This window comes from Streptomyces sp. NPDC051211, assembly GCF_040689505.1.
Taxonomy (GTDB): Bacteria; Actinomycetota; Actinomycetes; order Streptomycetales; family Streptomycetaceae; genus Streptomyces.
This window is the reverse complement of sequence record NZ_JBFBAV010000055.1, coordinates 16,778-40,042: the sequence shown is the minus strand read 5'-3', so window position 1 is coordinate 40,042 and position 23,265 is coordinate 16,778. Positions and strand designations below refer to the sequence as shown.

The window sequence follows — 23,265 nt, the reverse complement described above, 5'->3', positions numbered from 1 at the left end:
TCCGTCCGGGCCGTCAAGGGCGCTCCCTTCGGTCGCGTCGCTTCGCGATGTCGCTGCGCTCCACCCTTGACCGCCCGGCCGGCCCCGGAAAGACAGGGACTGTCGGGAAGCCCCGAAGGAACGGCATGGGGGACAGGACCCCATGCGGCCCCGCCAGGGAGGTCGGGCGGCGGCTGCCGCCCGGCCGGCCGCCCTGTCGGGCGGACAGCTCCGATTCCCCGAAGCCAGAGCCGGTTAGCCGAGCCGGACCTTGGGGCGCGCCAGATCGCTACGCGCTTCTCTCGGCTTAGCGTCCCCGGCCCGTCTGTGGCCGGATAAATGCCGCCACCGGGGGAGTGGGTCAGTCTCTTTTGCCGAGGGACCGGAAAGGCCCTCACTGACATCCCGCGGACCGGGCGCGGTCAAGTGCGCGAAGGTGCTGGAGCGGCTACCGGCTGCCGGCTCATGGCGCGACGTCCGGCGCGGGCGGGGTGCAGCGGTGTGCCCGGATCGCGTGGAGCATGCTGCGGGAGACCGCCGCGAGTTGGCGGGCGTACGACCAGTTGCCGAGCGGGCCGTCCTTGGGGCCGGTCTCGGTCAGCCGGGCCCAGGTATCGGCGGCGGCGAGGCCTCGCTCGGAGGGGAGGCCGGGCGGGATCTCCCGGACGCCTACGGCCAGCGTGATGCCGTGGGTGATGAGGCGGGAGGTGAGATCGGCGAGGTCGTCCGGCGGCGGGAGGTGTTTCATGGCGAGCGCGGCCATGATGTCCTTCTCGGCCGCGGCCTCGACCTCCCGCTCTATTCCGTCCGCCATGACGGTGAGTGCGTTCCGGAGCTCGTTGAGGGCTTCGTCGAGTGCCTGAGCGTGCCATTCCTCCGGCGACATGCGTGCTCCCTACCATCATCAGCGGGTGTGAGGACAGCGTGGACCATGAGAAGTCCCGCTGCGAGGACTTGTCTTGGACTTCTGGGGCCCTGAAACAGGACTTCTGTACGGCCGAATTGGCGAATGGTGGCTCCTCGCCAGACTTCCTGCGACAGTGGGCATCTGCTCGCCCACGCACGGAGGTTGGCATGACGCGCCCCACCGGCAACACCCGACTCAAGGCAGCCCGCCTGGCCGCCGGATACCGATCTCAGCAAGATCTCGTCGATGCCCTGGCCAGTCGCGGTGTGACCGTCGGCATCCGCCAGGTCCGCCGCTGGGAATCGGACAACCCGCCCCTGCCGTACCCGGACGTCCGCCAGGCTCTCACGGAGATCCTCGGCCAGGACATCGAGCAGTTGGGATTCACCCCGACCGCCGGGACCGGTTCGGACCTCCCGGCAGCTGCCAGTGCCCTGCCGCCCCTCAACCGCGGCCCGGTCCGGACCCCGAACGCGATCCAGCCCTCCAGCGCCGGAACGGACTACCTCTCCGTGACCCGCGCCCACCGCCGCCTGTACTGGACCGTCGCCCCTGCCACCCTCCACCCCGCCGTGAGCGCGCACGCCGCGCTCGGCGAGGCGCTGCTGCCGTCGACCGCGGGCCTCACCCGACGGGCCGTGGCGGCAGCTCTCGCCGAGTCCTGGCTGCTGGCCGGCCGCATCGAATTCTTCGATCTCCGCGAGCCCGCCCGCGCGCAGGAGACGTGGGTACGCGCACTTCAGGCTGCCGGCGGGGCCGACGACGCCCTCCTCGGCTCCGCCGTTCTCGCTCACATGGCTTTCGTTCCGGGCTGGGCAGGAGACCGGCCCGCCGCTGCCGAGCGGATGATCGCGGCGCGGACGTACGCCCGGCGCAGTTCGGCCTCAGCCGAGTTCCTCGCCTGGCTGGACGCGGTCGAGGCCGAATGTGAGACCCGGTGCGGCGATACGAGGACCGCGTTGAACCTGATCGCCCATGGAGAGGATGTCCTCGCCGCCGGCGGAGAACACAGCAGCCCGGAGTGGATGGACTGGTTCAGCCCCGTCCGGCTCGCCGCGTTCAAGGGCAACACGCAGCTCACGGCGGGGCATTTGCCTCAGGCCCGCGAGACGCTCCTGCGGGTTCTCGACGAGCTGCCCGCGGATGCCGACAAGCAGCGCACGGTCGTCCTCGGTGACCTCGCCGCGGTAGAGGCCGCCGATGGACACCCGGCAACCGCGGCGGAGTACGCGGTCCGCGCGCTGGAGCTGTTGGAGACGCACTGGTACGCGACCGGGCTGGAGCGGGTCCGGGGGGTGCGGCGTGCGCTCGCGCAGTGGCAGCACGAGCAGTGCGTCCGCGATCTCGACGACCGGCTGTACGGCTGGGGTGCGGTGGTCAGCGCGCTCGCGATGTGAGCTCGGCGATCCGCCCGGGGAGCTCCAAGAGGCTGCTGATCCGCACCGTCGGGAGCTCCTGGGCCTCGACCGTGTTCCATTGGATCGTTGCCCACGGGCCGCGGTGGACCAAGGCGGTGCGCATGCCGAACTCGGCAGCGGGCCGGATGTCGTTGTCGATCCGGTCCCCCACGTAGAGGATCTCCTCAGGGGCGAACGGGACGACCTTGGCCACCCGCTCGAAGAACTCGATGTCCGGCTTGCTGGCCCCCCAGTCGTCCGAGGTGCCGATCAGGTCCACGTCCCCGGTGAAGAGGTCGCGGAGGATTCCGCCTGCACGGACGGTCTGGTTCCCGGCGATGCCGAGCCACAGCCCCGCCTCCCGGAGCTGCGCGAGGGCAGGCCGGACGTCCGGGTAAAGGTCGTTCTCGCCGAAGTGCTCCGGTTGGCCGGCTGCAGCACGGGCCTCCCGCTGCTCGTACAGGTCGAAGCCGGGCTGGAACTCCTGGAACACGTCGCGGTAGTCGCGGCCTTGTGCGATGACCGCGCCGAACACGGCGGCGAAGGTGTGGCGGGGGACGCCGAGCCAGTCGGCCCACGTCCCGTACTCGCGAGTCTCGTCTACCAGGCATTCGCCGACGTCGAAAACCACAGCGCGAATCGTCATACGGGCCAGCCTAGGGGCCCGGGAGTACGAAGGCGCCCCCCGCCCGGACCCCGAACGGCCGTGGAGGCGGAGCCAGCTATCGCATAGGGGTTGTTATTGCGAGTAACATGCAAGAGGCTTCAGTGGTCCTTACTTCCTGTTCAGGACGTGGAGCCTCGTCATGCCCCAGCTGATACCGCACGCCGGACCACAACGCGTCATCGCCGCCTCCAACTTCGTCAACACCGTCGGGAGCGGCCTCTACCTGACCGCCGGGGTGCTGTACTTCACCCAGGCGGTGCACCTTCCCGCAGCGCAGGTGGGGCTCGGGCTCGGCATTGCCGGGTTCGTTTCGCTCGGGGTGGGCATCGCCGCCGGGCATCTGGCGGACCGGCACGGAGCGCGCGGCGTCTACGCGGCCACCCTCGTCGTCCGGGCGCTGGCAACGGCCGGGTTCGTACTGGCGGACAGCTTCTGGCCGTTCGTGTGCGCGGTGTGTGCGGCCACCGGAGCGCAGGCGGCCGGTCTGGCCGCGCGCAGTCCGCTCATCAGGCGCTACGGAGGGGACCGGCCGCAGGAGTTCCGCGCCTATCTCCGGTCCGTGACCAACATCGGGATCTCCCTCGGAGCCCTGCTGGCGGGGTGCGCCGTCCAGGTCGGCACCCATAGTGCCTACCAGTTGCTCGTCCTCGGCAACGCGGTCGCCTTCGCGGCCTCCGCGGCCGTGTTGGTCTTCCTGCCGCCGGTGATGCCCGGGCCCAAGGCCGGAGGCCCCCGCTGGATCGCCCTGCGGGACCGGCCCTACCTCCTGATCACTGCTCTCGACGGCATCATGGCCGTCCAGTTCAAGGTGCTCACCGTGGCCATCCCGCTCTGGCTGGTCGCCGCCACCACCGCCCCGCCCTGGCTGGTTTCGGGCACCATGCTCGTCAACACCGTCATCGTCATCGCGTTCCAGGTACGGGCCAGCCGGAACATCGATTCCCCCGCGGCCGGCGCAGGTGCCTACCGTCGATCGGGTGTGGCTTTCCTGATGTCCTGCTCGCTGATCGCCCTGACCGCGGGCATACCGGCATGGGCTGCGGCAACGCTGCTGATGGCCGCAGTGGTCATCCACACGGTCGGCGAGCTGTGGCACTCCGCCGCAGGCTTCGAAGTGTCCTTCGCCCTCGCCCCGGAACACGCCACCGGCCAGTACCTGGGTGTGTTCGGCCTGGGCGCCAGCCTGGCCGAAGCCCTCGGGCCGAGCCTGCTCATCGCGCTCTGCATCACCTGGGGCCGCCCCGGGTGGTACGTCGTAGGGGCGCTGTTCGCCCTGACCGGCCTGGCGGCGCCACTCGCCGTCCGCTGGGCACAACGCCACCGGCAGCCCTGCCGGACACAGCTCGAATCCGCGGTGAAGGTGCCGGCTGCCTGAAGTCGTCCGGAGCACCGCGGTTCTCTGCGCCCAGCTGTCGCCCGCGAATGCGCGCAGCCTCATCCCGGACCATCGGGATGCGGTGGAGGGGGAGTCCTGATCGCAGTGGGTGTGCGGGGCTTTCCCGCGAAGCTGTGCGGTCTTATGCGGGCGGTGTCCTCGGCTCCCCGTGTTCCCGCGGTGGTGCCGGATATTGCCGACGTCTCCGGCGAAGTCCGGTGCAGGCTCCGGGCCGGATTTCCGGTATGCGCCCCCGGGCGGCGGGCGGGCGCGCCGCGCCCGGGGGTGCGGAGATGGGGGGATTTTGTCCGATTAGCGCGTATCTTCGGGCCATGCCCACGCCCTTCGGATCCCGTGGCGGTATGGCGTTCAGCGCTGCTGAGCTGCGCGTGCTGCGGCGGTCTCTCGCCCATGCCCTTCAGTCTTCCGCCGGCCCCCTGACGGCCGCCGAGGTGCAGGACTGCCTACGGCTCGCGCAGGCGGTCGATGATGCCGCCGACGAGGCCGGGCGGCTCAGAGCGTTCCTGCTGGAGGATCTCCGGCGGTACCGGGAAGCGCTGCCCGGGAGTCTGGGCGGGTATCTGGAGCTGCTGCGGAACGCGCTCGACGACGGGTACGAGCCGGAGGCCGACGATCTGGCCGCGCTGCGCGCCCTGCGCGGGAACCCGGCGGCCGCGGCGCTGCTGGAGCGGGCGCAGGTGGTCGCCGAACGGTCGCTGCGGCGGCGGCTCCGGCCGCCCGCGCCCAGGACCCGGCTGCTCGCCCTCACCGGAGGCAAGGCGGAGAAGGCCGAGAGGGTCGAGAAGGGCGACAAGGCCGAGAAGGGCGACAAGGTCGAGAACGCTGAGAAGGGGGACGAGGGGGAGAAGGGTGAGGGGGGTGGGGGAGAGGAGCCTGCGCCGGGGGCGAAGCCCGGGGTGGAGCGGCCGATTCCCACGCCGGGTGAGGTGTTCCCGCCGCGCCGGAAGCCGACGCCGCCCCCGGCGGCCGCCCGCGTCGCCGGGTAGCTACGCTGGTGGGCATGGACTACGTTTCCGCGCTCGTGCCCCCCATCGTGATGGCCGTGTTCTTCATCGCTCTCGTCGTGACGATCGTGAAGAGCCAGGGCGGCGCCAACAAGGCCAAGGAGGACGCGGCGGTCGACGCCGTGATTGCCCGGGCCGAGGCGGCCCAGCAGAAGTAGTGCCCGGCAGAAGTAGTGCCGTGGTGAAGTAGGACGAAAGCGGGGCGGCCATCGGTCGTCCCGTTTTTCTTGGGCGGCATTGAGCGAATAGCCGGGCAATTCTGGACATGCAGGACTATCGTGCTGCTGTGCCTCGCCCCCTGGGAGAACTCGAAGACGCCGTGATGACGCGGGTGTGGCAGTGGAACCGCCCGGTCACTGTTCGCGAAGTGCTGGAAGACCTCCAGCAGGAACGCTCCATCGCATATACGACGGTCATGACCGTGATGGACAACCTTCACCAGAAGGGCTGGGTCCGGCGGGAAGCCGAAGGGCGCGCCTATCGGTATACCGCCGTCTCCACCCGGGCCGCCTACTCGGCCGCACTGATGAACGAAGCGTGGTCCACCAGTGACAACCCGGCGGCCGCCCTCGTCGCCTTCTTCGGGATGATGTCCGCCGAGCAGCGCGAGGCGCTGCGGGCCGCGGTGCAGATCGTGCAGGGGGACGACGAGGAACCCCCTCCGGATGCGGAGTCCGCCGAGCGCGACCAGGAGCCGGGGCGATAGCGTCCGGGCATGGAAGACGATTCGTCCGTGCCGCCGGTTAACGGTGCAAATGCAAAAGCAGTGACGATCCGCCGGGCTCGTACCGGTGATGTGCCCGCGCTGCGCCGGCTCCTCGACCAGTACGTGCAGCAGCGGATCCTCCTCGACAAAGCGCCCGTGACGCTTTACGAGTCCATCCAGGAGTTCTGGGTCGCGGAACGCGAAGCGGACGGCCGCGTGGTCGGCTGCGGCGCTCTGCACGTGATGTGGGAGGACCTCGCCGAAGTCCGTACGCTCGCCGTGGACCGGGAGTTGAAGGGGTCCGGCGTCGGCCACCGGGTGCTGGAGCGGTTGTTGCACACCGCCCGCGAGGTGGGTGTGCGCCGGGTATTCTGCCTCACCTTCGAAGTGGACTTCTTCGCGAAGCACGGCTTCACCGAGATCGGTGAGACTCCGGTGGACACCGATGTCTACACGGAGCTGCTCCGTTCCTATGACGAGGGCGTCGCCGAGTTCCTCGGTCTCGAACGAGTGAAGCCGAACACCTTGGGCAACAGCCGGATGCTTCTGCACCTGTGAACGATCAGTTCGCGATCCCTATGTCCGAATCGCGTATGTTTCCCGTCCTCTTGCCGTCCTGAACCTCTCCCGGGGGTTTGTGTTTTTCAGGCAAAAGCGGTTTCCTTTCCGCGTACTGCATTTTCGATGAAAGGAAATCCGGTGGCGCAGAAGGTTCAGGTCCTTCTTGTCGACGACCTCGACGGTGGCACGGCGGACGAGACCGTCACGTTCGCGCTGGATGGCAAGTCCTACGAGATCGACCTCACCAGCGCCAACGCGGAGAAGCTCCGCGGTGCGCTGGAAGAGTTCGTGAAGGCCGGCCGGCGTACCGGCGGCCGCGCGGCAGCGGGCCGCGCCAAGGGCCGGGCCGCCGCTTCGGCCGGGCAGCCGGACACCGCCGAGATCCGTGCCTGGGCGAAGTCCAACGGTTACAACGTGAACGACCGCGGCCGGGTCCCCGCCGAGATCCGCGAGGCCTACGAGAACGCCAAGGGCTGACGCCCCAGCCCGGCGAGCCGGGCCCGATGGCACTCCGTGGCCGCCGCGCCGACCAGCCGCGCCAGGTCGGGTCCGATGGTCCGCCCCGGGGCGGTCAGGGACGGCAGCAGGGATTCGCACCCCGGCTCGGGGGGCCGCAGCCACACGGCGGCCCCCCGAGGGCTTTCTCCGCACGCTGCGGGGGCACCAGTGCCCTCGTGGAGCCCGGTGCGGGCCGCCGGAGGCGCCGGAGGTGCGGGCGCGGTCATCCGGCCGCCCGGGCCGAGGGCGGTGAGCTCCAGCGGCACCCCGCCCCATTCCAGCCAGTCGAGCAGGCCGGGCAGCTCCTCCGCGCTGCCCGGAGCCACCAGGAAGCGCATCCGCCGCCCCATCAGGGCCACCGGGCCGGTGGCCACCGGCCGGCGCAGCACCGCCGCCCCCGCGTCCGCCGGCAGCTCCAGTACGTCGAACCGCTCCCCGGTGACCAGCTGCGCGGGCGGCCCGCCCGCGACCGGCCAGCCGAGCACACGCTCGTACCAGAGCGCGTCCTCGGCCTGCACTTCCCGGCGCGGCTCCCCGCGCCGCAGGGCGTCCTCGGCGTCCGGGGCGTCCCCGGATCCCTCCGGCGAGCTCCGCGGAAGCGGGACAATGGCAGGGGCGGTGAGCGTCATGACTGCGCAACCCCCGGGAGGCCCCCGGAGTTACGCAGCGCTCCCGGTGCAATACGGAACGTAAAGCACCGGAGGGACTCCGTCTCACATTCAGGACGCAACTGTGTTCGCCCGTAGCGGAGGGGACCGGTGCTCGGGGCATGGAGTGTCGGTGCTTACGGGTAAGACATTCCTAGTGGATCGGGGCGACACGCTGATTTGACCGGCTCCCGTTCGCCATCGGCGTACTCATGTGACGGGTATCTGCCTGGCCTGCGGGAACATCGTCTCGCACCATCGGGTTGGAGCAGTTGTCGGCTGTTCAAGACGGGGAATCCTCGCTGAGATGTGGGGGTGAGCCTGGGACGGATGTCGGCAGTTGGAATGAGCTGTCCCGCCCCGCGGGACTAGCATGCGGAAGGACAGGGAGGGGACCGCCCCCTTACTGCCCGACCGCTCTGAGGAGCGATTAACGATGTTCGAGAGGTTCACCGACCGCGCGCGGCGGGTTGTCGTCCTGGCTCAGGAAGAAGCCCGGATGCTCAACCACAACTACATCGGCACCGAGCACATCCTTCTGGGCCTGATCCATGAGGGTGAGGGTGTCGCCGCTAAGGCCCTGGAGAGCCTCGGGATTTCGCTCGAGGCGGTCCGCCAGCAGGTGGAGGAGATCATCGGCCAGGGCCAGCAGGCCCCGTCCGGGCACATTCCCTTCACCCCTCGCGCCAAGAAGGTCCTGGAGCTTTCCCTCCGCGAGGCTCTTCAGCTCGGCCACAACTACATCGGCACCGAGCACATCCTGCTCGGCCTGATCCGCGAGGGCGAGGGCGTCGCCGCCCAGGTCCTCGTGAAGCTCGGCGCCGACCTCAACCGGGTCCGGCAGCAGGTCATCCAGCTGCTCTCCGGTTACTCCGGAGGCGGCAAGGAGTCGGCCACGGCCGGCGGCCCGGCCGAGGGCACGCCCTCGACCTCGCTGGTCCTGGACCAGTTCGGCCGCAACCTCACCCAGGCGGCCCGCGAATCCAAGCTCGACCCGGTCATCGGGCGCGAGAAGGAGATCGAGCGGGTCATGCAGGTGCTGTCCCGCCGGACCAAGAACAACCCGGTCCTGATCGGCGAGCCCGGCGTCGGCAAGACCGCCGTCGTCGAAGGCCTTGCCCAGGCCATCGTCAAGGGCGAGGTGCCCGAGACCCTCAAGGACAAGCACCTCTACACCCTGGACCTCGGCGCGCTCGTCGCCGGCTCCCGCTACCGCGGTGACTTCGAGGAGCGCCTGAAGAAGGTCCTCAAGGAGATCCGCACCCGCGGCGACATCATCCTGTTTATCGACGAGCTCCACACCCTCGTGGGTGCGGGTGCCGCCGAGGGCGCGATCGATGCCGCCAGCATCCTCAAGCCGATGCTGGCCCGCGGTGAGCTCCAGACCATCGGTGCGACCACGCTCGACGAGTACCGCAAGCACCTGGAGAAGGACGCGGCCCTCGAGCGCCGCTTCCAGCCCATCCAGGTCGCCGAGCCGTCGCTGCCGCACACCATCGAGATCCTCAAGGGTCTGCGCGACCGGTACGAGGCCCACCACCGCGTCTCCATCACGGACGAGGCCCTCGTGCAGGCGGCCACCCTGGCCGACCGGTACATCTCGGACCGCTTCCTGCCGGACAAGGCGATCGACCTGATCGACGAGGCCGGCTCCCGGATGCGCATCCGCCGGATGACCGCGCCGCCGGACCTCCGCGAGTTCGACGAGAAGATCGCCGGTGTCCGCCGGGACAAGGAGTCCGCGATCGACTCCCAGGACTTCGAGAAGGCGGCCTCGCTCCGTGACACGGAGAAGCAGCTGCTGGCGGCGAAGGCCAAGCGGGAGAAGGAGTGGAAGGCCGGCGACATGGACGTCGTCGCCGAGGTCGACGGCGAGCTGATCGCCGAGGTCCTCGCGACCGCGACCGGTATCCCGGTCTTCAAGCTGACCGAGGAGGAGTCCTCGCGACTGCTCCGCATGGAGGACGAGCTGCACAAGCGCGTCATCGGTCAGAAGGACGCCATCAAGGCCCTTTCCCAGGCGATCCGCCGTACGCGGGCCGGCCTGAAGGACCCGAAGCGCCCCGGTGGCTCGTTCATCTTCGCCGGCCCGTCCGGTGTCGGTAAGACCGAGCTCTCCAAGACGCTCGCCGAATTCCTCTTCGGCGACGAGGACGCGCTGATCTCCCTCGACATGTCGGAGTTCAGCGAGAAGCACACGGTTTCCCGTCTCTTCGGTTCGCCCCCCGGCTACGTGGGCTACGAAGAGGGCGGCCAGCTCACCGAGAAGGTGCGCCGCAAGCCGTTCTCCGTCGTCCTCTTCGACGAGGTCGAGAAGGCCCACCCGGATATCTTCAATTCCCTTCTCCAGATCCTGGAGGACGGTCGCCTGACCGACTCCCAGGGCCGGGTCGTGGACTTCAAGAACACGGTCATCATCATGACGACCAACCTGGGTACGCGTGACATCTCGAAGGGCTTCAACCTGGGCTTCGCCGCCCAGGGCGACGTCAAGACCGGGTACGACCGGATGAAGGCGAAGGTCAACGAAGAGCTGAAGCAGCACTTCCGGCCCGAGTTCCTCAACCGTGTCGACGACACGGTGGTCTTCCACCAGCTGTCGCAGGAAGACATCATCCAGATCGTCGACCTGATGATCGCCAAGGTGGACGAGCGCCTGAAGGACCGCGACATGGGCATCGAGCTCAGCGGTGACGCCAAGCAGCTCCTGGCCAAGCGCGGCTACGACCCGATCATGGGTGCCCGGCCGCTGCGCCGGACGATCCAGCGCGAGATCGAGGACATGCTCTCCGAGAAGATCCTCTTCGGCGAGCTGCGTCCCGGCCACATCGTGGTCGTCGGTGTGGAGGGTGAGGGCGAAACCGCCAAGTTCACCTTCCGCGGCGAGGAGAAGTCGGCGCTGCCGGACGTCCCCCCGATCGAGGCCACGGGCTCCGGCCCGGACCTCTCGAAGGGCGCGTAAGGCTCTGACCGCCTGAGGGTGCGGCCCCTGGACCATCACGGTCCCGGGGGCCGCACCTTTTGCGTGTCAGCGCTGCCGGGGCCGGCAGCGCCATCGGCGCTTCAGGGGTGGCACGTGGTCACCCGGTGGTCGCCCTGGCCTTCGGAAAGTGCCGTCGGACCCGCACGTCGTGCGCGGCGGCTGCGGCCTCGTCACCGGTGAGCTTCAGGACCCGCAGCTGCCGCAGCCGCAGCGAGCCGGGGAGCGAGCCGAGCGCACCAGCGGGCACGGACAGTTCCCGCAGCCGTGGCAGCGCCGCGATGGTCCGCCAGTCCGCGGCCCCGTCGACGGGCTCCCAGGAGTCGGGGAGCGCCAGGAACCGCAGCTGCGGGTGACGTGCCAGACCGCTCAGGGGGCCCGGCGACCGGCCGAGTACGAGGGACCGCAGGTCGGCGTCCGGCGAGAGGTCGTCGAGCGACCAGGGGGCGTGGGGCCCGCTCAGGGTCAGCCCCTGCAGGGCACTCCAGCCCGCCGTCACGGCGCCCACGTCCAGCGGGCCGTCCAGGTGGAGCTGCGCGTGCTCCACCGGCAGCCCGGCCAGGCCGCCCAGGTCGGCCAGGGCCGGGCAGCCCATCAGCGAGATCGTCCGCAGGGACCGCATTCCCTCGAGGAAGTCCAGGCCGGTCAGCTCCTTGTTGTCCCGGATGTTCAACGAGGTCACCCGGGTCCGGCCCAGATAGTGCGAGAAGGCCGCGCCGGAGACCGCGCCCTTCGTGTTCACCCGCTCCTGCGGGGCGAAGGTGCCCAGGGCATCGAGCTCGGCATCGGAATGGACGTACAGGGTCCCCGGGACGTGCCCGAGGCGGGCGATGACCTCCTCGGCGTACTGCACGGTGTCGAACCGGGGCCAGAACTCGGCCAGCTTTCCCTGGACCAGTGCCGAAGGATCGCCCGCGTACCGGGCCAGGAAGGGGATGGCGAGATCGGAGCCGACCGATCCGGCGGCCACGACCGTGTAGAAGGCGACTCTCTCGTCGGAGGCGTTCTCGGGGCCGGGCAGCAGCTCCAGCACCAGGGGACCGACCCGGCCCAGGGCCTCCGCGGCCGCGATGCCGGTCGGCGGTATGTGCGGGGCGGCAGCGGCCTGCACCCGGGCCCGGAGCTCCGGATCGAGTTCGGCGGCGTACTCCAGGCACGCGAAGGCGAGCAGCGCCGACCGGGCCGACTGCCGCCCGAGCAGATCGCCGATCAGCTCGGCGCGCTCCCGGGGGCGGCCCTGGGCCACTGCCATCCGGATGACGTCCTCCCACTGGTCGTCCTCGGCGTGTGAGGACAGCACCCCGAAGTCACCCGCGTCGAGGGCTGCCCGGGCCCCCAGGAAGTCCTGGAAGGTGCGGTGGACGAACTCCACGGTGTCCACCGACGGGGCCCGCAGCAGCCCGGTGCGCTCCACGAAGTGGCGCAGGACGGCCTTCTCGTCCCCCAGGACCCGCTCCGCCTCCGGTACGGCGGGCAGGGCCTCCCGGACCACCCGCTCGGCCCGCTCCCGGTCCAGCTCGGTCCGCCCGTTGCGGATCAGCCAGTAGGCCAGCCGCTGAAGCAGTTGCAGCTGCGGCTCCTCGGACAGTTCGGGAAGGCGCAGGCGCCGCTCGAGGTCGCGGCGGCGCAGCAGCATGGACAGGGCCGCGTTGTAGAGCTCCCTGCGTCCGGAGGGCAGGAAACCGCGGCGCTCCCGGTGCAGGGCGCACAGCAGCCCGCACAGCAGGGGGTTCGTGGCGAGCCGGGCCAGGTCGGACTTGGTGCGCACGGCCTGCTTGAGCTGCTCGCGGAGCTCGTCGTCGGCGCCGGTCGCGGCGTGCCAGCGGTCGATGAACCCGGCGACCTCCGGGCGGTTCATGGGGGAGAGGGTGAGTTCGGTGAACGCCTCGTCGATGAGCCAGTCCTGGCGTACGGCGGAGGGCCGGGTGGTGACCAGCCAGCGGTTGTCCGGGTAGGTGGCGATCAGGTCGGCCAGCCATTCCCGGGCGACGGGCCGCTCGGACTCCGGTATCTCGTCCAGTCCGTCGACCAGCACCAGGGCCCGCCGGCCGCGTAACACCCGGACCGCCCAGCCATCCGGCTGCTCGGAGGCGATCGAGGCGCCCACGGCGGCCAGGAAGTCCTTGGGCTGCGGCAGCCGCGCCCCGTGCCGGGTGAGGGTCCGCAGCGGCAGGACGAACGGAACGGGGTCCGCGGTGCCCCGTTCCCGGCGTGCGGCGGAGACGGCAAGCCACTGGATCAGGGTGGTCTTGCCGGAGCCCGCCTCGCCGCGCAGCAGGGCCCGGGTGTGGCGGGTGAGCACCTGGTCGGCCAGGGCGGGAGCCGCGGAGGGGGCCGGGGCCCCGACGGGGGGCGTGTCCGTCGCCTCGAACGGCGCCGGCGAGGTGACCCCCAGGTCGAGGTACGCCACGTCCATCGGCCATGTCGTGGAACTCGGCGGCAGGTCCAGGCCGAAGATCGTGAGGGTGCTGTACCGCCTGGCGACGGAGGCCAGGTAGTCGCGTTCGAAGGCGGTGTCCCGGCCGTCGGGCCGGTGCGCCCGGTCCAGCAGCACGTCCATCTTGTCGATGAGTTCCTGCAGGTCCCGGCTCTGCTGGAGCAGGGTGGCCGGTCCGAAGGTGGAGCGGGTGGTGAAGAAGTGCAGGATGTGCAGGCAGGTCGCCTCCAGCAGCTGCTCGTAGAAGTACTGGGCGTCCCGGGACAGCACCGGGCGCGGGGCGGCCGCGCGGAGCTCCCGGGCGAAGGCCCGGTGCCCCAGCCGCACCGCCTGGACGTCGTGCATCTCGATGGCGCCCAGCGCGCCCAGGGTGACCGCGAGCGCCGCCGCGACGCCGTCCTCCTCGCCCTCCGGCAGGGGGCGCTCCCCGGGAGCGGCCAGGGCCTCGGTGACCAGCCGGTCGGCGAGCTTGCGCAGCTCCTTGTCGGTCAGGCGGCGTTTCTCCCGGAAGGAGACGAGCGCGGCGATCCGCACCTGCCGTGGGACCAGTCCGGCGCCCGGGGTCTCGGGCCAGAACAGTCTCCTGATGAGCGGCGCCACCACGCTCGACGCCAGTTTCACCCCCGCCACCGATGCGTCCACGATGCGTGAGCGTAGCCCGGGGTTGCAGGTCTTTGGTCCCGAAACGGACATCCGAAGGTCCTGGATCGGTGACAAGCCGCACAGGGCAAATCGGACCTACGAGGGCATCTCGTAGATCCAAAAGACCCCTAATTCGGGCACTTCCCCCAGGAAGGGGCCGGTCAACAGGGCCGAAAGACCTCACCCCATCTACGAGGTCTGCTCGTAGATGAGGCTTTTGGGGGATTGGCGGGGCTCGGGTTACCAAAGATGAGCCGATTTCCCCGGCATCCCTTTTACCCCGTCCTCGGAGGACTCACACATGTCTGCGAAGCCCTTCCGTACCACCCGCATCCGCGCCACCGTCGTCGCCACCGGTATCGGTGCCGCCCTGGCCCTCGGAGCGGCCGGTACCGCCTTCGCCGACGAGACCCCGCAGACCCCGCTGACCGCCGAGCTCGTCTCCGCCCAGGCCTCGGCCCAGGCCCGCATCGCCGCCGAGCCGGCCGCGAAGAAGTCGGCCTGGAAGAAGCCGGTGAACGCCTACACCCTCTCCGCGACCTTCGGCAAGGGCGGCAGCATGTGGGCCCGCAAGCACTCCGGCCAGGACTTCGCCGTCCCCGTCGGCACCCCGGTCAAGGCCGTGTCCGCCGGCACCGTCGTCAAGGCCGGCCCGAACGGCGGCGGCGACGGCCCCGCCTACGGCAACGCCGTCGTGATCAAGCACGACAACAACACGTACTCGCAGTACGCGCACCTGTCGAAGATCCAGGTCCGGATCGGCCAGAAGGTCGCCGCCGACAAGCAGATCGCCCTGTCCGGCAACACCGGAAACTCCAGCGGCCCGCACCTGCACTTCGAGATCCGCACCACCCCGAACTACGGCACCGCCGTCAACCCGGTCGCCTTCCTGCGCGCCGAGGGCGTCACCATCTGACCTCCGCCGCGGATCAGCCGATCAGCCACGAGTGCGACGGCTTGACCTTCTTGTTCAGCTTGTTGTTCTTCAGATCGGCGACCTGCTCCGGGGTCAGCACCTTGTCCCAGACCCGTACGTGGTCCAGGGAGCCGGCCCAGGAGCCGGTCCAGATGCCGTGGTGGCGGGACCGGCCCAGTTGCACCGGACCCGGACCGGACCAGATGGGGGCGGCGACGGCCGCGGTCCCGGCCGGCTTGTCGTCCACGTAGAGCGCCATCGTCTTCTTCTCGGCGTCGTACGTGCCGGTCAGCATCGCCCAGTTCTTCACGGCGGTGGGCGCATCGGCCTGCACCTGCTGGGCGGTGGAGGCCGCACCCTTGTCGCCGGTCTGGACGCGGAACACCCACACCTTCTTGCCGTTCGACTCCTCGAAGCCCAGCTCGAAGGAGTACGAGACGCCGTCGCCCTGGCTGACCGCCATCCGCGAGCCGCCCTCGGTCACGTTGTAGACGCGCGCCGAGACGGTGAAGCTCTTCGCCGTGTTGACGGCCTGGCCGGCCCCCTGGGCGTACGAGTTCGGATTGCCCTTGAGCCGGATCTCGTTCCGGTTCTCCAGCTTGGCCAGCTCGGTGTCCGGGCCGAGCGCGATGTGCACCTTGCCCGACCGGTCGCGCAGCAGGTTCGGCTCGCCCTCCACCGTGGGGGAGTCGCTGCTGCCCGAGGCGGAAGCCGAAGGGTTCGGCGAGCCGGAGACCGCCGTCGTCGGCGTATCGCCCCCCTCGTCGTCCCCCATCGCCTGCCACGCGAACCAGCCGCCGCCCGCCGCGAGCGCGACCACCAGCACCGAGGCGCTGATGACCAGCGCCTTCTTCCGGCCGCGCCGCGACTCGTTCTGGTCCGCCAGCGCCTGCCAGTCCGGCTGGTCGCCGACCGGGTGCGCGAACGGCGCCGGCTGCTGCTGCCAGTCCGGCTGCGGCGCGGCCTGCTGCGGGAAGCCCGAGGGCTCCGTCGGCAGCCCGGCCGCCCACGCCTGCGGTTCGGGCGCCGGCTGCTGGTACGGGTTGGGCTGCCCCGCCTGCGGGTACCCGTAACCACCGGGCGTCTGCCCCGCCGGGTATCCGTAGCCGCCGTTCCCCGTCGCCGGGTCGGGCTGCTGGCTGCTCGTGCGATCCGTACCGTCAGTCATGGCAGGGATGCTAGAACATCAGTCTTTTCCGATGAACGCCCACCGGTACCGATACGGACTCGACTGCCCCGCCCGGACCCCTCCGCCGCGGGGTCACTGCGGCAGCTGGATGATCGGGAAGCTGCCCGTCGCCGTCGGTGCGTGCTCCGGCAGCCACAGCACCGCCACCGCCCCCGCCGCCGCACCCTCCCGGTCGACCCCGCCCGGCGCCGCCACGTTACGGAACGTCAGGCGGGCCCCCAGGACCCGCGCTTGACCGGCCGCGATGGTCAGGCCCAGGCCGTGGCCCACGCCCGCCCGGTCCGTGGAGCCGGTACGGAACCGGCTCGGGCCCTCGCGCAGCAACGCCTCCGGGAAGCCGGGCCCGTGGTCCCGTACGCGCACCACCCGGCCCTCGACGTCGACCTCGATCGGCGGCCGCCCGTACCGGGCGGCGTTCGCGAGGAGGTTGCCGAGGATCCGCTCCAGCCGCCGCGGGTCCGTGCTGACGATCTCGTCGGCGACGATCCGGACGGAAGCCTCCGGCATCAGCGAGCCGACCCGCCGGCTGACGAACTCGCCCAGCGCCACGTCCTGTAGCTCGGCCCGCTCGGACGCGCTGTCCAGCCGGGCCACCTCCAGTACGTCCTCGACCAGCACCCGCATGGCCTGCGCCCGGTCCCGCACCAGCTCGGTGGGACGGCCCGGCGGCAGCAGCTCCGCCGCCGTCAGCAGGCCCGTCACCGGGGTGCGCAGCTCGTGCGCGATGTCCGCGGTGACCCGCCGCTCGGCCTCCAGCCGTTCCTGGAGGGCGTCCGCCATCGCGTCCACCGCCCGTGCCAGGTCGTCGGTTTCGTCCCGTACGACCCCGCCGACCTCGTCCCGCACCCGGACGTCGGGGTCGCCGTGCGCCACCCGGGTCGCCGCGGCAGCCGCCTTGCGCAGCCGGCGGGAGATCTGCCCGCCGATGAGCACGCCGAGCGCAGAACCGCCGACGACCACCGCGAGCGAGCCGATGACCAGGGCCTGGTCCAGGTCGCGCATCATCTTCGCGCTCTCCCGGAACTGGTTGTGGATCGACAGCACCTGCCCGTTCCCCAGCGGCACCGCCGCCCACACCTCGGGCAGCCCGTGCGGGTTCTCCTGCACATAGGTGCCCCGCCGCCCGCCGCGCGCCTTGTCCCGCAAGGGGCCCGGCAGATCGGGGTCGTTGAGCTTGGCGCCCATCAGCGGTTTGCGGCCGGCCTCGGCGTTGCGCGAGATGAACTGCACGCGGTCCAGCTGTACTTCACGCTGGTTGTCGAGCATCGACACCCGGGCGGCGCTGTGCACCACCAGGCTGAGCGCGAGCGCGATGAGGGCGCCCACGGCGGCGATGGCGAGCGTGATCTTCCAGCGGATTCCGGTGCGCAGGGTGAACCGCTTCATCCCTTTAGCTTGTATCCGAAGCCGCGGACCGTTTCGATGCGGTCCTGTCCGATCTTGGTGCGGAGGCGCTGGACGTGGACGTCCACGACGCGGGTGTCGCCGCCCCAGTCGTAGTCCCAGACGCGTTCGAGCAGCCGGTCGCGGGAGAGTACGGTGCCGGGCGCGGAGGAGAACTCCAGCAGGAGCCGCATCTCCGTCGGCGTCAGGGCCACCGGGGCACCGGACTTGCGGACCTCCATGCCCTCGGTGTCGACCTCCAGGTCGCCGAAGGACAGCACCCCGCGCTCCCCGGCCGGGGACCCGTCCACGGTGGCGCCGGGGCCGCCCGCGTGGCCGAAGCGGCGGAGTACGGCGCGGATGCGGGCCACCAGGACCGAGCCGTCGAAGGGCTTGGTGACGTAGTCGTCGGCGCCGGCCTCCAGGCCGAGCACCACGTCGATGGAGTCCGCGCGGGCCGACAGCATGATGACGGGGACGGTGGACTCGTCGCGGATGCGGCGGCAGAGGCTGACCCCGTCCATGCCGGGGACCATCACGTCGAGGAGGGCGATGTCGGGGCGGTTCGCCCGGAACGACTCGAGGCCCGACAGGCCGTCGGGCATGGCGGTGACCGCGAACCCGTCGCGTTCCAGCGCCAGGGTCGTGGCCTCGCGGATGACGTCGTCGTCCTCGACGAACAGGACATGGGTCTCGGCCATGCGGAAGCCTCGCCTCAGTTCTTCTCTGTCACGGCCGGGGCGGGCTGGCCCCCGCCGTCGACCACGTTGCTGTAATCCGTGTGCACCCGGTCGTGCTGGGTGAACTTCTCGCCCGACCAGCGGTAGGTGATCACGTCCTCGCCCGAGGGGTACGAGAGCGCGTCGCTCTTGGCGTACACGGGCTTGGTGATCACGAGATCGCCCCGGTCGATCTCCGCGTAGACGGGCGGCTGTTCGTCCGAGAAGACATTCTCGTACCTGCCGGCGGACTGCCGGTACACGTACGAGCCCAGCCCCATGGCATCGGCGCAGGACAGGACGTTGACCACCACGTCCTCGACGTCGTTGCCGGTGACCTTCCCGTAGCTGACGTCGATCGGATACTCCTTGCCCACACAGGGCTTGAGGTCCCGTTTGATCTCGTCGCTGACCTTCGGGTCCGCCTTGAGCAGCGCCACCGGGTCGATCTTGGCCATGCGCGGGGACTCCGCGCTGCTCCCGGGGGACGGCGGGGGGGCGGTCTTGGCCACGGTTTCGGTGCGGGCCGGGCCGCCGTCCTTCAGCCCGGTGCCCCCCGAGCTGCAGCCGACCACGAACAGCACGGTGCCGACGAGGACCACCGTCCCCGTCGACACCAGTACCAGCGAACCTCTGCCGCTCAGGCCGCGCACCGCTCCCGCCCCTCGTCACGCACGTGGTCACCGCGCTCCAGCGCCCGCATGTCCAGGTCGCGGCTCTCCAGCTCCTGCCGGAGGCGGGCCAGCGCCCGGTGCAGAGTGCTCTTCACGGTTCCCGCCGACATCCCGAGCGCCGCGGCCGTCTCCTCGGTGCTCATCTGCTCCCAGTGTCGCAGCACCACCACGCTGCGCTGCTTGGGCGCGAGCACCTTGAGGATGTCCATCAGCAGGGCGCGGTCGGCGCGCTGGTCGGAGCCGTCCTCGACGCTGGCGTCCGGGAGCTGCTCGGTGGGGACCTCTTCGAGTTTGCGGGCGCGCCACCACTCCGTACGGGTGTTGATCATCACCCGGCGGAGGTAGGCGTCGGCGAGGGACTTGTCGGCGATGCCGTCCCAGCGGCCGTAGGTCCGGACGAGAGCGGTCTGGAGGAGGTCCTGCGCGTCGGTGGGGTCCGGGACCAGGCGCCGGGCACTGCGCAGCAGCGCGTCCTGCCGAGTGCGTACGTACTCTTCGAATTCGAGTACCTCGCCGTGCGCCATCTCAGACCGCCTCCGTTCCGTAACCGTTCTTCGCCCCTGCTTGTGGAATCGAAGGTACGGAGGCGTTGTCACGAGGCTGTGCGGGCCAGCCTGCGGTGGGCGCACGGCTACCCGTAGGTTGTGTAACAGCGCCTGTGAGCTGCGGTTTCCCGACGGGGAAGCGGAATCTGGGAGTCAGGTCCGGGGGAGGCGGTAGCTGCCGCCCGCCAGGGGCTCCACCAGGCCGTCGGAGACCAGTCCGTCCAGTGCCCGGGCGCGCTGCACCGGCTCGTCCCAGACCGTGTCCAAGACCGACTGCGGAACGGGTCCCACCGCCTCCCGCAGTACGGCGAGCAGCTTGCCCCGGACCTGCCGGTCGGTACCGGCGTACGTCTGGCCGCGCCGCGGCGGCCCCTCGTGCGGCGGCTTCCCGGCCAGCCGCCAGGCGCAGAGCCCGGCGACCGGGCAGCGGGCGCAGTCCGGGTTCTTCGCGGTGCACACCAGGGCGCCGAGTTCCATCGAGGCGGCGGCCCAGCGGGCGGCGGTCTCCTCCTCCTCGGGCAGCAGGGCCCGGGCGAGCCGCCGCTCGGCGGCGGTGGTGGCGTTGGGCGGGTATTCGACGCCGGTCGCGGTACGGGCGAAGACCCGGCGGACGTTGGTGTCCAGCACGGCGTGCCGCTGTCCGTACGCGAAGGAGGCCACCGCGGCGGCCGTGTACTCGCCGATCCCCGGCAGCGCGAGCAGCTGCGCGTGCTCCTTCGGTACGTCGCCCCCGTGCCGCTCCGTTATGGCGACGGCCGCGCCGTGCAGCCGCAGGGCGCGGCGCGGGTAGCCGAGCCGGCCCCAGGCGCGGACGGCCTCGCCGGGCGGTTCGGCGGCCAGGTCGGCCGGGCGGGGCCAGCGGGCCAGCCACTGCTCGTACACGGGCAGCACCCGCTTGACCGGGGTCTGCTGCAGCATGAACTCGCTGACCATGACCCCCCAGGGGCCGGCCTCGGGGCGGCGCCAGGGCAGGTCGCGGGCGTGCTGGTCGAACCAGGCGATGACGGGGGAGTGGAGCGCGTGCGCGCTGTCGGCGTCGAGGGCAGGAATCGCAGTCATGGCAACCGCATCCTGGCACGAATCGGGTCTACCGTGCCGGGCCCCGACCGGTGAACCAGACGGCCGGACCGATACCACTGTGACGCATGGTGATGATCAGCCGACTGGTCGGACCGGCCAGGACGAACGTCAGCAGGGCGGCCAGCGAACCGCCCAGCAGCAGGCCCATCGCGACGTCGTGCGGGTAGTGCACCCCGACGAACACCCGGGAGAAGGCCATCAGCAGGGCCATCGGCACGGTCAGCAGCGCCAGCCGGCGGACGGCCAGCGCGAGGGCGACGGCGGCGGCCCCGGCGATGGCCGAGTGGTTGCTGGGGAAGGACCAGTCTCCGTGGGCGGGGCAGGTGATCAGGGAGGAGGCGGCGCCGGCCACCGCCCGGCAGGGGCGTTCCTCGCGCACCGTTGACTTGACCAGCTCCGAGCCGACGTACGCGAGGGCGGTGACGAGCGGTGCCAGGACGGCCGGGGCGGCCGTGCGCGGGTCGTGCGTGCGGGAGCGCCACCACACGGCGAGGAACAGGGCACCGAAGAGGAGCAGTCCCAGCTCGGTCCAGGCCTCGGCGGCCGATCGGACCCAACCGGGGGTCGTCTGCGCGAAATCGGTGATGTCCCGGTAGAGGGCGGAGCTGTTCATGGTCACCGACCGTATGCAAAGCGGACCAACGCCCGCGTCAGACCGACGGCTGGTTCCGACCGGTTCCGGATCCGCCTCCAGGATGATCATCGGCAAAACTCGGCGCCCGCCCGGCATGGGGGCACTGATCGGCTCCCGGACTCTCGTAAAGTTCCGTCCGTGGGATCTCTGCGCAATCCGGTCGGGCCGCTTCCCTCCTCCATCTACTGGCGACGGAGGGCGGTGCTGGCGTCCGTCGCGGCACTCCTCGCCCTCCTCGCCGTATGGACCGTCAGTTCCGGCGGCGGGAAGGTGAATGACAACGGCAAGGGGTCCGGCGGGCCCGATCCGGTCGCCTCGATCACGCCCGGCGCGCCCGGCAAGGGGCCGGCGATCAGTCAGGCCCCGGGCGGGCGTGACGAGTCGGGCGGCAGCGCCGGCTCGGGCTCCGGCGGCTCCGGTTCCGGTTCCGGTGGCGGAGCGGGCACCGGGAAGAACGGCGAACCGGGCAGCGGTACGGGTGACGCCGGCTCGGGCGGCGGTGCGGGCGGCAGTTCGGGCACGGCGGCCGGCACCGGCGGCGGCCCGGACCGGGTCCCGGCCGACTCCCCGCTGCCCACCTGCGCGCCCAACGCCGTCCAGTGGGAGGTCAAGAGCGCGAAGAACGAGTACGAGGCGAACGAACGGCCGCGGCTGGACCTGATCGCGCGCAACGTCTCCGGCACCAGCTGCAAGGTCGATCTCGGCCCGAAGCAGGCCGTGCTGACCATCCTTCAGGCCAGCAGCACCAAGGCGGTCTGGTCCTCCGACCACTGCCCGGCCGGCCCCGGCAACGTCTTCTACCGGCTGCCCGCGCAGGGCGAGACCACCCAGTCGCTGGAATGGGACCGCCGGTTCAGCGCGGCCGACCAGTGCGCCTCGCCGCCGGCGGGCAGCGCCGTGGCGGACACGTACGTGGTCGAGGTGAAGTCCCCGGGCATGCCGGTGGCGCGGACCTCCTTCGTCCTGAAGCAGGACTGAGCCGGGCTCGCGGAGCGGTCCGGGTCCGCCCGGGCCGCCGAGCGGTCAGACGTACCGTTCCAGGATGGAGGACTCGGCGAGCCGGGACAGGCCCTCGCGCACGCTCCGGGCGCGGGCCTCGCCGACCCCGTCGACCGTCTGGAGGTCGTCCACGCTCGCGGCGAGCAGCTTCTGCAGCCCGCCGAAGTGCTCCACCAGCCGTTCGATGATCGCGCCGGGCAGCCGCGGCACCTTCGCCAGCAGCCGGTAGCCGCGGGGCGAGACCGCCGAGTCCAGGGTCTCCGGGGAGCCGGTGTAGCCGAGCGCGCGGGCCACGATGGGCAGCTCCAGCAGTTCCGCGTGGGTCAGCGAGTCCAGCTCGGCGAGGGCCTCGTCCACGGTGCGGGAACGCTTCGCCGTGGGTTCCGGGACGTAGTCGCGGATGACGAGTTCCCGCTCCTGCTCGATGCCGACCGTCAGCTCGTCGAGCTGAAGGGACAGCAGCCGGCCGTCGGTGCCCAGCTCCACCACGTACTCGGCGATCTCGGTGGCGATCCGGCGGACCATTTCCAGCCGCTGCGCGACCGCGGTCACGTCGCGGACGGTGACCAGGTCCTCGATCTCCAGCGCGGACAGGGTGCCCGCGACCTCGTCGAGCCGCAGCTTGTACCGCTCCAGCGTGGCCAGGGCCTGGTTCGCGCGGGACAGGATGGCCCCGGACTCCTCCAGGACCCGGCGCTCCCCGTCCACGTACAGGGCGATCAGCCGCATGGACTGGGACACCGAGACGACCGGGAATCCGCACTGCTTGGAGACGCGGTCGGCGGTCCGGTGGCGGGTGCCGGTCTCTTCGGTCGGGATGGACGCGTCCGGAACCAGCTGCACGCCGGCCCGGAGGATCTTGGTGATGTCCTTGTCGAGGATGAGCGCGCCGTCGAGCTTGCAGAGTTCCCGCAGCCGGGTCGCGGTGAACTCCACGTCGAGGACGAAGCCGCCGGTGCACATGGATTCCACGGCCTTGTCCATGCCGAGGACGATCAGCCCGCCGGTGTTGCCGCGGACGATCCGCTCCAGGCCGTCCCGCAGTGCCTGACCAGGGGCGACGGCGGTCAGCGAGGCGCGCATCAGCGCGTCGTGTTTGGAGCTCGCGCCGGACTTCCCGGGTGCTGCTGCCCCGTCCTTGGCTGCCACTGCACTCCTCCGGTCGCGGGTTGCGCCGCCGCGTCCCGCGTGCGCGGGGAGTGGGCGGACCAGCACAAAGTCTACCGGCGCGTGCTGCGGCCCCGCCGGAGCTTGCCTCGTCCCACCCCCACACCCCCGGTCCGGCGTCTGCCGCACCGGCCCGCG

The 23,265-nt window shown here is 71.0% G+C and carries 22 protein-coding genes; 10 read left to right on the top strand and 12 right to left on the bottom strand.

Annotated features, from left to right (window positions below):
- Positions 1-442 precede the first annotated feature (442 nt).
- The gene (locus AB0447_RS32760) at positions 443-865 is read right to left on the bottom strand and encodes a DUF6415 family natural product biosynthesis protein (protein WP_366480530.1); all 423 of its coding nucleotides are present in this window, start codon (positions 863-865) and stop codon (positions 443-445) included.
- Between the two features lie 188 nt (positions 866-1,053).
- Here AB0447_RS32760 and AB0447_RS32755 point away from each other — a divergent pair, with 188 nt between their 5' ends.
- Positions 1,054-2,283, top strand: a complete 1,230-nt coding sequence (locus tag AB0447_RS32755) for a transcriptional regulator (RefSeq protein WP_366480528.1) — start codon at positions 1,054-1,056, stop codon at positions 2,281-2,283.
- Here AB0447_RS32755 and AB0447_RS32750 read toward each other — a convergent pair.
- Positions 2,264-2,929, bottom strand: coding sequence for an HAD family hydrolase (locus AB0447_RS32750; RefSeq protein ID WP_366480527.1), 666 nt, complete (start codon positions 2,927-2,929; stop codon positions 2,264-2,266). The two genes, AB0447_RS32755 and AB0447_RS32750, sit on opposite strands and share 20 nt — an antisense overlap.
- Positions 2,930-3,089: 160 nt before the next feature.
- Here AB0447_RS32750 and AB0447_RS32745 point away from each other — a divergent pair, with 160 nt between their 5' ends.
- The 6 genes from AB0447_RS32745 (at position 3,090) to AB0447_RS32720 (ending at position 7,094) form a co-directional block, all read left to right on the top strand.
- Positions 3,090-4,325 (top strand): MFS transporter, encoded by a 1,236-nt coding sequence (locus AB0447_RS32745; RefSeq protein WP_366480526.1) that lies wholly within the window; start codon positions 3,090-3,092, stop codon positions 4,323-4,325.
- A 332-nt stretch (positions 4,326-4,657) separates the two neighbouring features.
- Positions 4,658-5,332: a hypothetical protein gene (locus tag AB0447_RS32740; protein WP_366480525.1), complete on the top strand. Its 675-nt coding sequence runs from the start codon at positions 4,658-4,660 to the stop codon at positions 5,330-5,332.
- Positions 5,333-5,346: 14 nt separating this feature from the next.
- On the top strand, positions 5,347-5,508 hold the full coding sequence (locus AB0447_RS32735; RefSeq protein ID WP_366480524.1) for a hypothetical protein: 162 nt from the start codon (positions 5,347-5,349) through the stop codon (positions 5,506-5,508).
- A 128-nt stretch (positions 5,509-5,636) separates the two neighbouring features.
- Positions 5,637-6,056, top strand: coding sequence for a BlaI/MecI/CopY family transcriptional regulator (locus AB0447_RS32730; protein ID WP_366480523.1), 420 nt, complete (start codon positions 5,637-5,639; stop codon positions 6,054-6,056).
- Between the two features lie 9 nt (positions 6,057-6,065).
- Positions 6,066-6,614 (top strand): amino-acid N-acetyltransferase, encoded by a 549-nt coding sequence (locus tag AB0447_RS32725; protein WP_366480522.1) that lies wholly within the window; start codon positions 6,066-6,068, stop codon positions 6,612-6,614.
- A gap of 141 nt (positions 6,615-6,755) precedes the next feature.
- Positions 6,756-7,094, top strand: coding sequence for an Lsr2 family protein (locus AB0447_RS32720; protein ID WP_366480521.1), 339 nt, complete (start codon positions 6,756-6,758; stop codon positions 7,092-7,094).
- Here the strand turns inward: AB0447_RS32720 and AB0447_RS32715 are convergent.
- On the bottom strand, positions 7,073-7,744 hold the full coding sequence (locus tag AB0447_RS32715) for an SCO3374 family protein (RefSeq protein ID WP_366480520.1): 672 nt from the start codon (positions 7,742-7,744) through the stop codon (positions 7,073-7,075). The genes AB0447_RS32720 and AB0447_RS32715 overlap by 22 nt on opposite strands.
- Before the next feature lie 454 nt (positions 7,745-8,198).
- Between AB0447_RS32715 and AB0447_RS32710 the strand changes: the two genes are divergently transcribed.
- Positions 8,199-10,724 (top strand): ATP-dependent Clp protease ATP-binding subunit, encoded by a 2,526-nt coding sequence (locus AB0447_RS32710; RefSeq protein WP_366480519.1) that lies wholly within the window; start codon positions 8,199-8,201, stop codon positions 10,722-10,724.
- Positions 10,725-10,842: 118 nt separating this feature from the next.
- Here AB0447_RS32710 and AB0447_RS32705 read toward each other — a convergent pair whose 3' ends face one another.
- Positions 10,843-13,821 carry an NACHT domain-containing protein gene (locus AB0447_RS32705; RefSeq protein WP_366480518.1) on the bottom strand — a complete coding sequence of 993 codons (2,979 nt, stop codon included), beginning with the start codon at positions 13,819-13,821 and terminating at the stop codon, positions 10,843-10,845.
- A 301-nt stretch (positions 13,822-14,122) separates the two neighbouring features.
- Here AB0447_RS32705 and AB0447_RS32700 point away from each other — a divergent pair, with 301 nt between their 5' ends.
- On the top strand, positions 14,123-14,737 hold the full coding sequence (locus tag AB0447_RS32700; protein WP_366480517.1) for a M23 family metallopeptidase: 615 nt from the start codon (positions 14,123-14,125) through the stop codon (positions 14,735-14,737).
- A 13-nt stretch (positions 14,738-14,750) separates the two neighbouring features.
- Here the strand turns inward: AB0447_RS32700 and AB0447_RS32695 are convergent, their stop codons facing one another.
- The 7 genes from AB0447_RS32695 to AB0447_RS32665 all read right to left on the bottom strand — a co-directional run bounded on the left by AB0447_RS32695 (position 14,751) and on the right by AB0447_RS32665 (position 20,940).
- Positions 14,751-15,905, bottom strand: a complete 1,155-nt coding sequence (locus AB0447_RS32695; protein ID WP_366480515.1) for a LamG-like jellyroll fold domain-containing protein — start codon at positions 15,903-15,905, stop codon at positions 14,751-14,753.
- A gap of 93 nt (positions 15,906-15,998) precedes the next feature.
- On the bottom strand, positions 15,999-17,312 hold the full coding sequence (gene cseC, locus AB0447_RS32690; protein ID WP_366480514.1) for a two-component system sensor histidine kinase CseC: 1,314 nt from the start codon (positions 17,310-17,312) through the stop codon (positions 15,999-16,001).
- A complete protein-coding gene (gene cseB, locus AB0447_RS32685) occupies positions 17,309-18,010 on the bottom strand; it encodes a two-component system response regulator CseB (protein WP_366480512.1) in 702 nt (233 codons plus the stop codon). The genes cseC and cseB overlap by 4 nt, the downstream gene beginning before the upstream one ends.
- Before the next feature lie 14 nt (positions 18,011-18,024).
- Positions 18,025-18,645 carry a hypothetical protein gene (locus AB0447_RS32680; RefSeq protein WP_366480511.1) on the bottom strand — a complete coding sequence of 207 codons (621 nt, stop codon included), beginning with the start codon at positions 18,643-18,645 and terminating at the stop codon, positions 18,025-18,027.
- 23 nt (positions 18,646-18,668) lie between these two features.
- Entirely contained in the window at positions 18,669-19,226 is a 558-nt protein-coding gene (locus AB0447_RS32675; RefSeq protein ID WP_366480510.1) for a SigE family RNA polymerase sigma factor, read from the bottom strand.
- A 174-nt stretch (positions 19,227-19,400) separates the two neighbouring features.
- Positions 19,401-20,306, bottom strand: a complete 906-nt coding sequence (locus AB0447_RS32670) for an A/G-specific adenine glycosylase (RefSeq protein WP_366480509.1) — start codon at positions 20,304-20,306, stop codon at positions 19,401-19,403.
- A gap of 28 nt (positions 20,307-20,334) precedes the next feature.
- The gene (locus AB0447_RS32665; protein WP_366480508.1) at positions 20,335-20,940 is read right to left on the bottom strand and encodes a phosphatase PAP2 family protein; all 606 of its coding nucleotides are present in this window, start codon (positions 20,938-20,940) and stop codon (positions 20,335-20,337) included.
- A 159-nt stretch (positions 20,941-21,099) separates the two neighbouring features.
- Here AB0447_RS32665 and AB0447_RS32660 point away from each other — a divergent pair, with 159 nt between their 5' ends.
- Positions 21,100-21,939, top strand: coding sequence for a hypothetical protein (locus AB0447_RS32660; RefSeq protein WP_366480507.1), 840 nt, complete (start codon positions 21,100-21,102; stop codon positions 21,937-21,939).
- Positions 21,940-21,984: 45 nt separating this feature from the next.
- Here AB0447_RS32660 and disA read toward each other — a convergent pair whose 3' ends face one another.
- Positions 21,985-23,109, bottom strand: a complete 1,125-nt coding sequence (gene disA, locus AB0447_RS32655) for a DNA integrity scanning diadenylate cyclase DisA (RefSeq protein WP_366480506.1) — start codon at positions 23,107-23,109, stop codon at positions 21,985-21,987.
- Positions 23,110-23,265 lie beyond the last annotated feature (156 nt).

Bases quoted from the DNA above. Each gene is read 5' to 3' on its own strand.
- AB0447_RS32760 (WP_366480530.1), bottom strand. From the start codon at position 865: ATGTCGCCGGAGGAATGGCACGCTCAGGCACTCGACGAAGCCCTCAAC.
- AB0447_RS32755 (WP_366480528.1), top strand. From the start codon at position 1,054: ATGACGCGCCCCACCGGCAACACCCGACTCAAGGCAGCCCGCCTGGCC.
- AB0447_RS32750 (WP_366480527.1), bottom strand. From the start codon at position 2,929: ATGACGATTCGCGCTGTGGTTTTCGACGTCGGCGAATGCCTGGTAGAC.
- AB0447_RS32745 (WP_366480526.1), top strand. From the start codon at position 3,090: ATGCCCCAGCTGATACCGCACGCCGGACCACAACGCGTCATCGCCGCC.
- AB0447_RS32740 (WP_366480525.1), top strand. From the start codon at position 4,658: ATGCCCACGCCCTTCGGATCCCGTGGCGGTATGGCGTTCAGCGCTGCT.
- AB0447_RS32735 (WP_366480524.1), top strand. From the start codon at position 5,347: ATGGACTACGTTTCCGCGCTCGTGCCCCCCATCGTGATGGCCGTGTTC.
- AB0447_RS32725 (WP_366480522.1), top strand. From the start codon at position 6,066: ATGGAAGACGATTCGTCCGTGCCGCCGGTTAACGGTGCAAATGCAAAA.
- AB0447_RS32715 (WP_366480520.1), bottom strand. From the start codon at position 7,744: ATGACGCTCACCGCCCCTGCCATTGTCCCGCTTCCGCGGAGCTCGCCG.
- AB0447_RS32710 (WP_366480519.1), top strand. From the start codon at position 8,199: ATGTTCGAGAGGTTCACCGACCGCGCGCGGCGGGTTGTCGTCCTGGCT.
- AB0447_RS32700 (WP_366480517.1), top strand. From the start codon at position 14,123: ATGTCTGCGAAGCCCTTCCGTACCACCCGCATCCGCGCCACCGTCGTC.
- AB0447_RS32695 (WP_366480515.1), bottom strand. From the start codon at position 15,905: ATGACTGACGGTACGGATCGCACGAGCAGCCAGCAGCCCGACCCGGCG.
- cseC (WP_366480514.1), bottom strand. From the start codon at position 17,312: ATGAAGCGGTTCACCCTGCGCACCGGAATCCGCTGGAAGATCACGCTC.
- cseB (WP_366480512.1), bottom strand. From the start codon at position 18,010: ATGGCCGAGACCCATGTCCTGTTCGTCGAGGACGACGACGTCATCCGC.
- AB0447_RS32675 (WP_366480510.1), bottom strand. From the start codon at position 19,226: ATGGCGCACGGCGAGGTACTCGAATTCGAAGAGTACGTACGCACTCGG.
- AB0447_RS32670 (WP_366480509.1), bottom strand. From the start codon at position 20,306: ATGACTGCGATTCCTGCCCTCGACGCCGACAGCGCGCACGCGCTCCAC.
- AB0447_RS32665 (WP_366480508.1), bottom strand. From the start codon at position 20,940: ATGAACAGCTCCGCCCTCTACCGGGACATCACCGATTTCGCGCAGACG.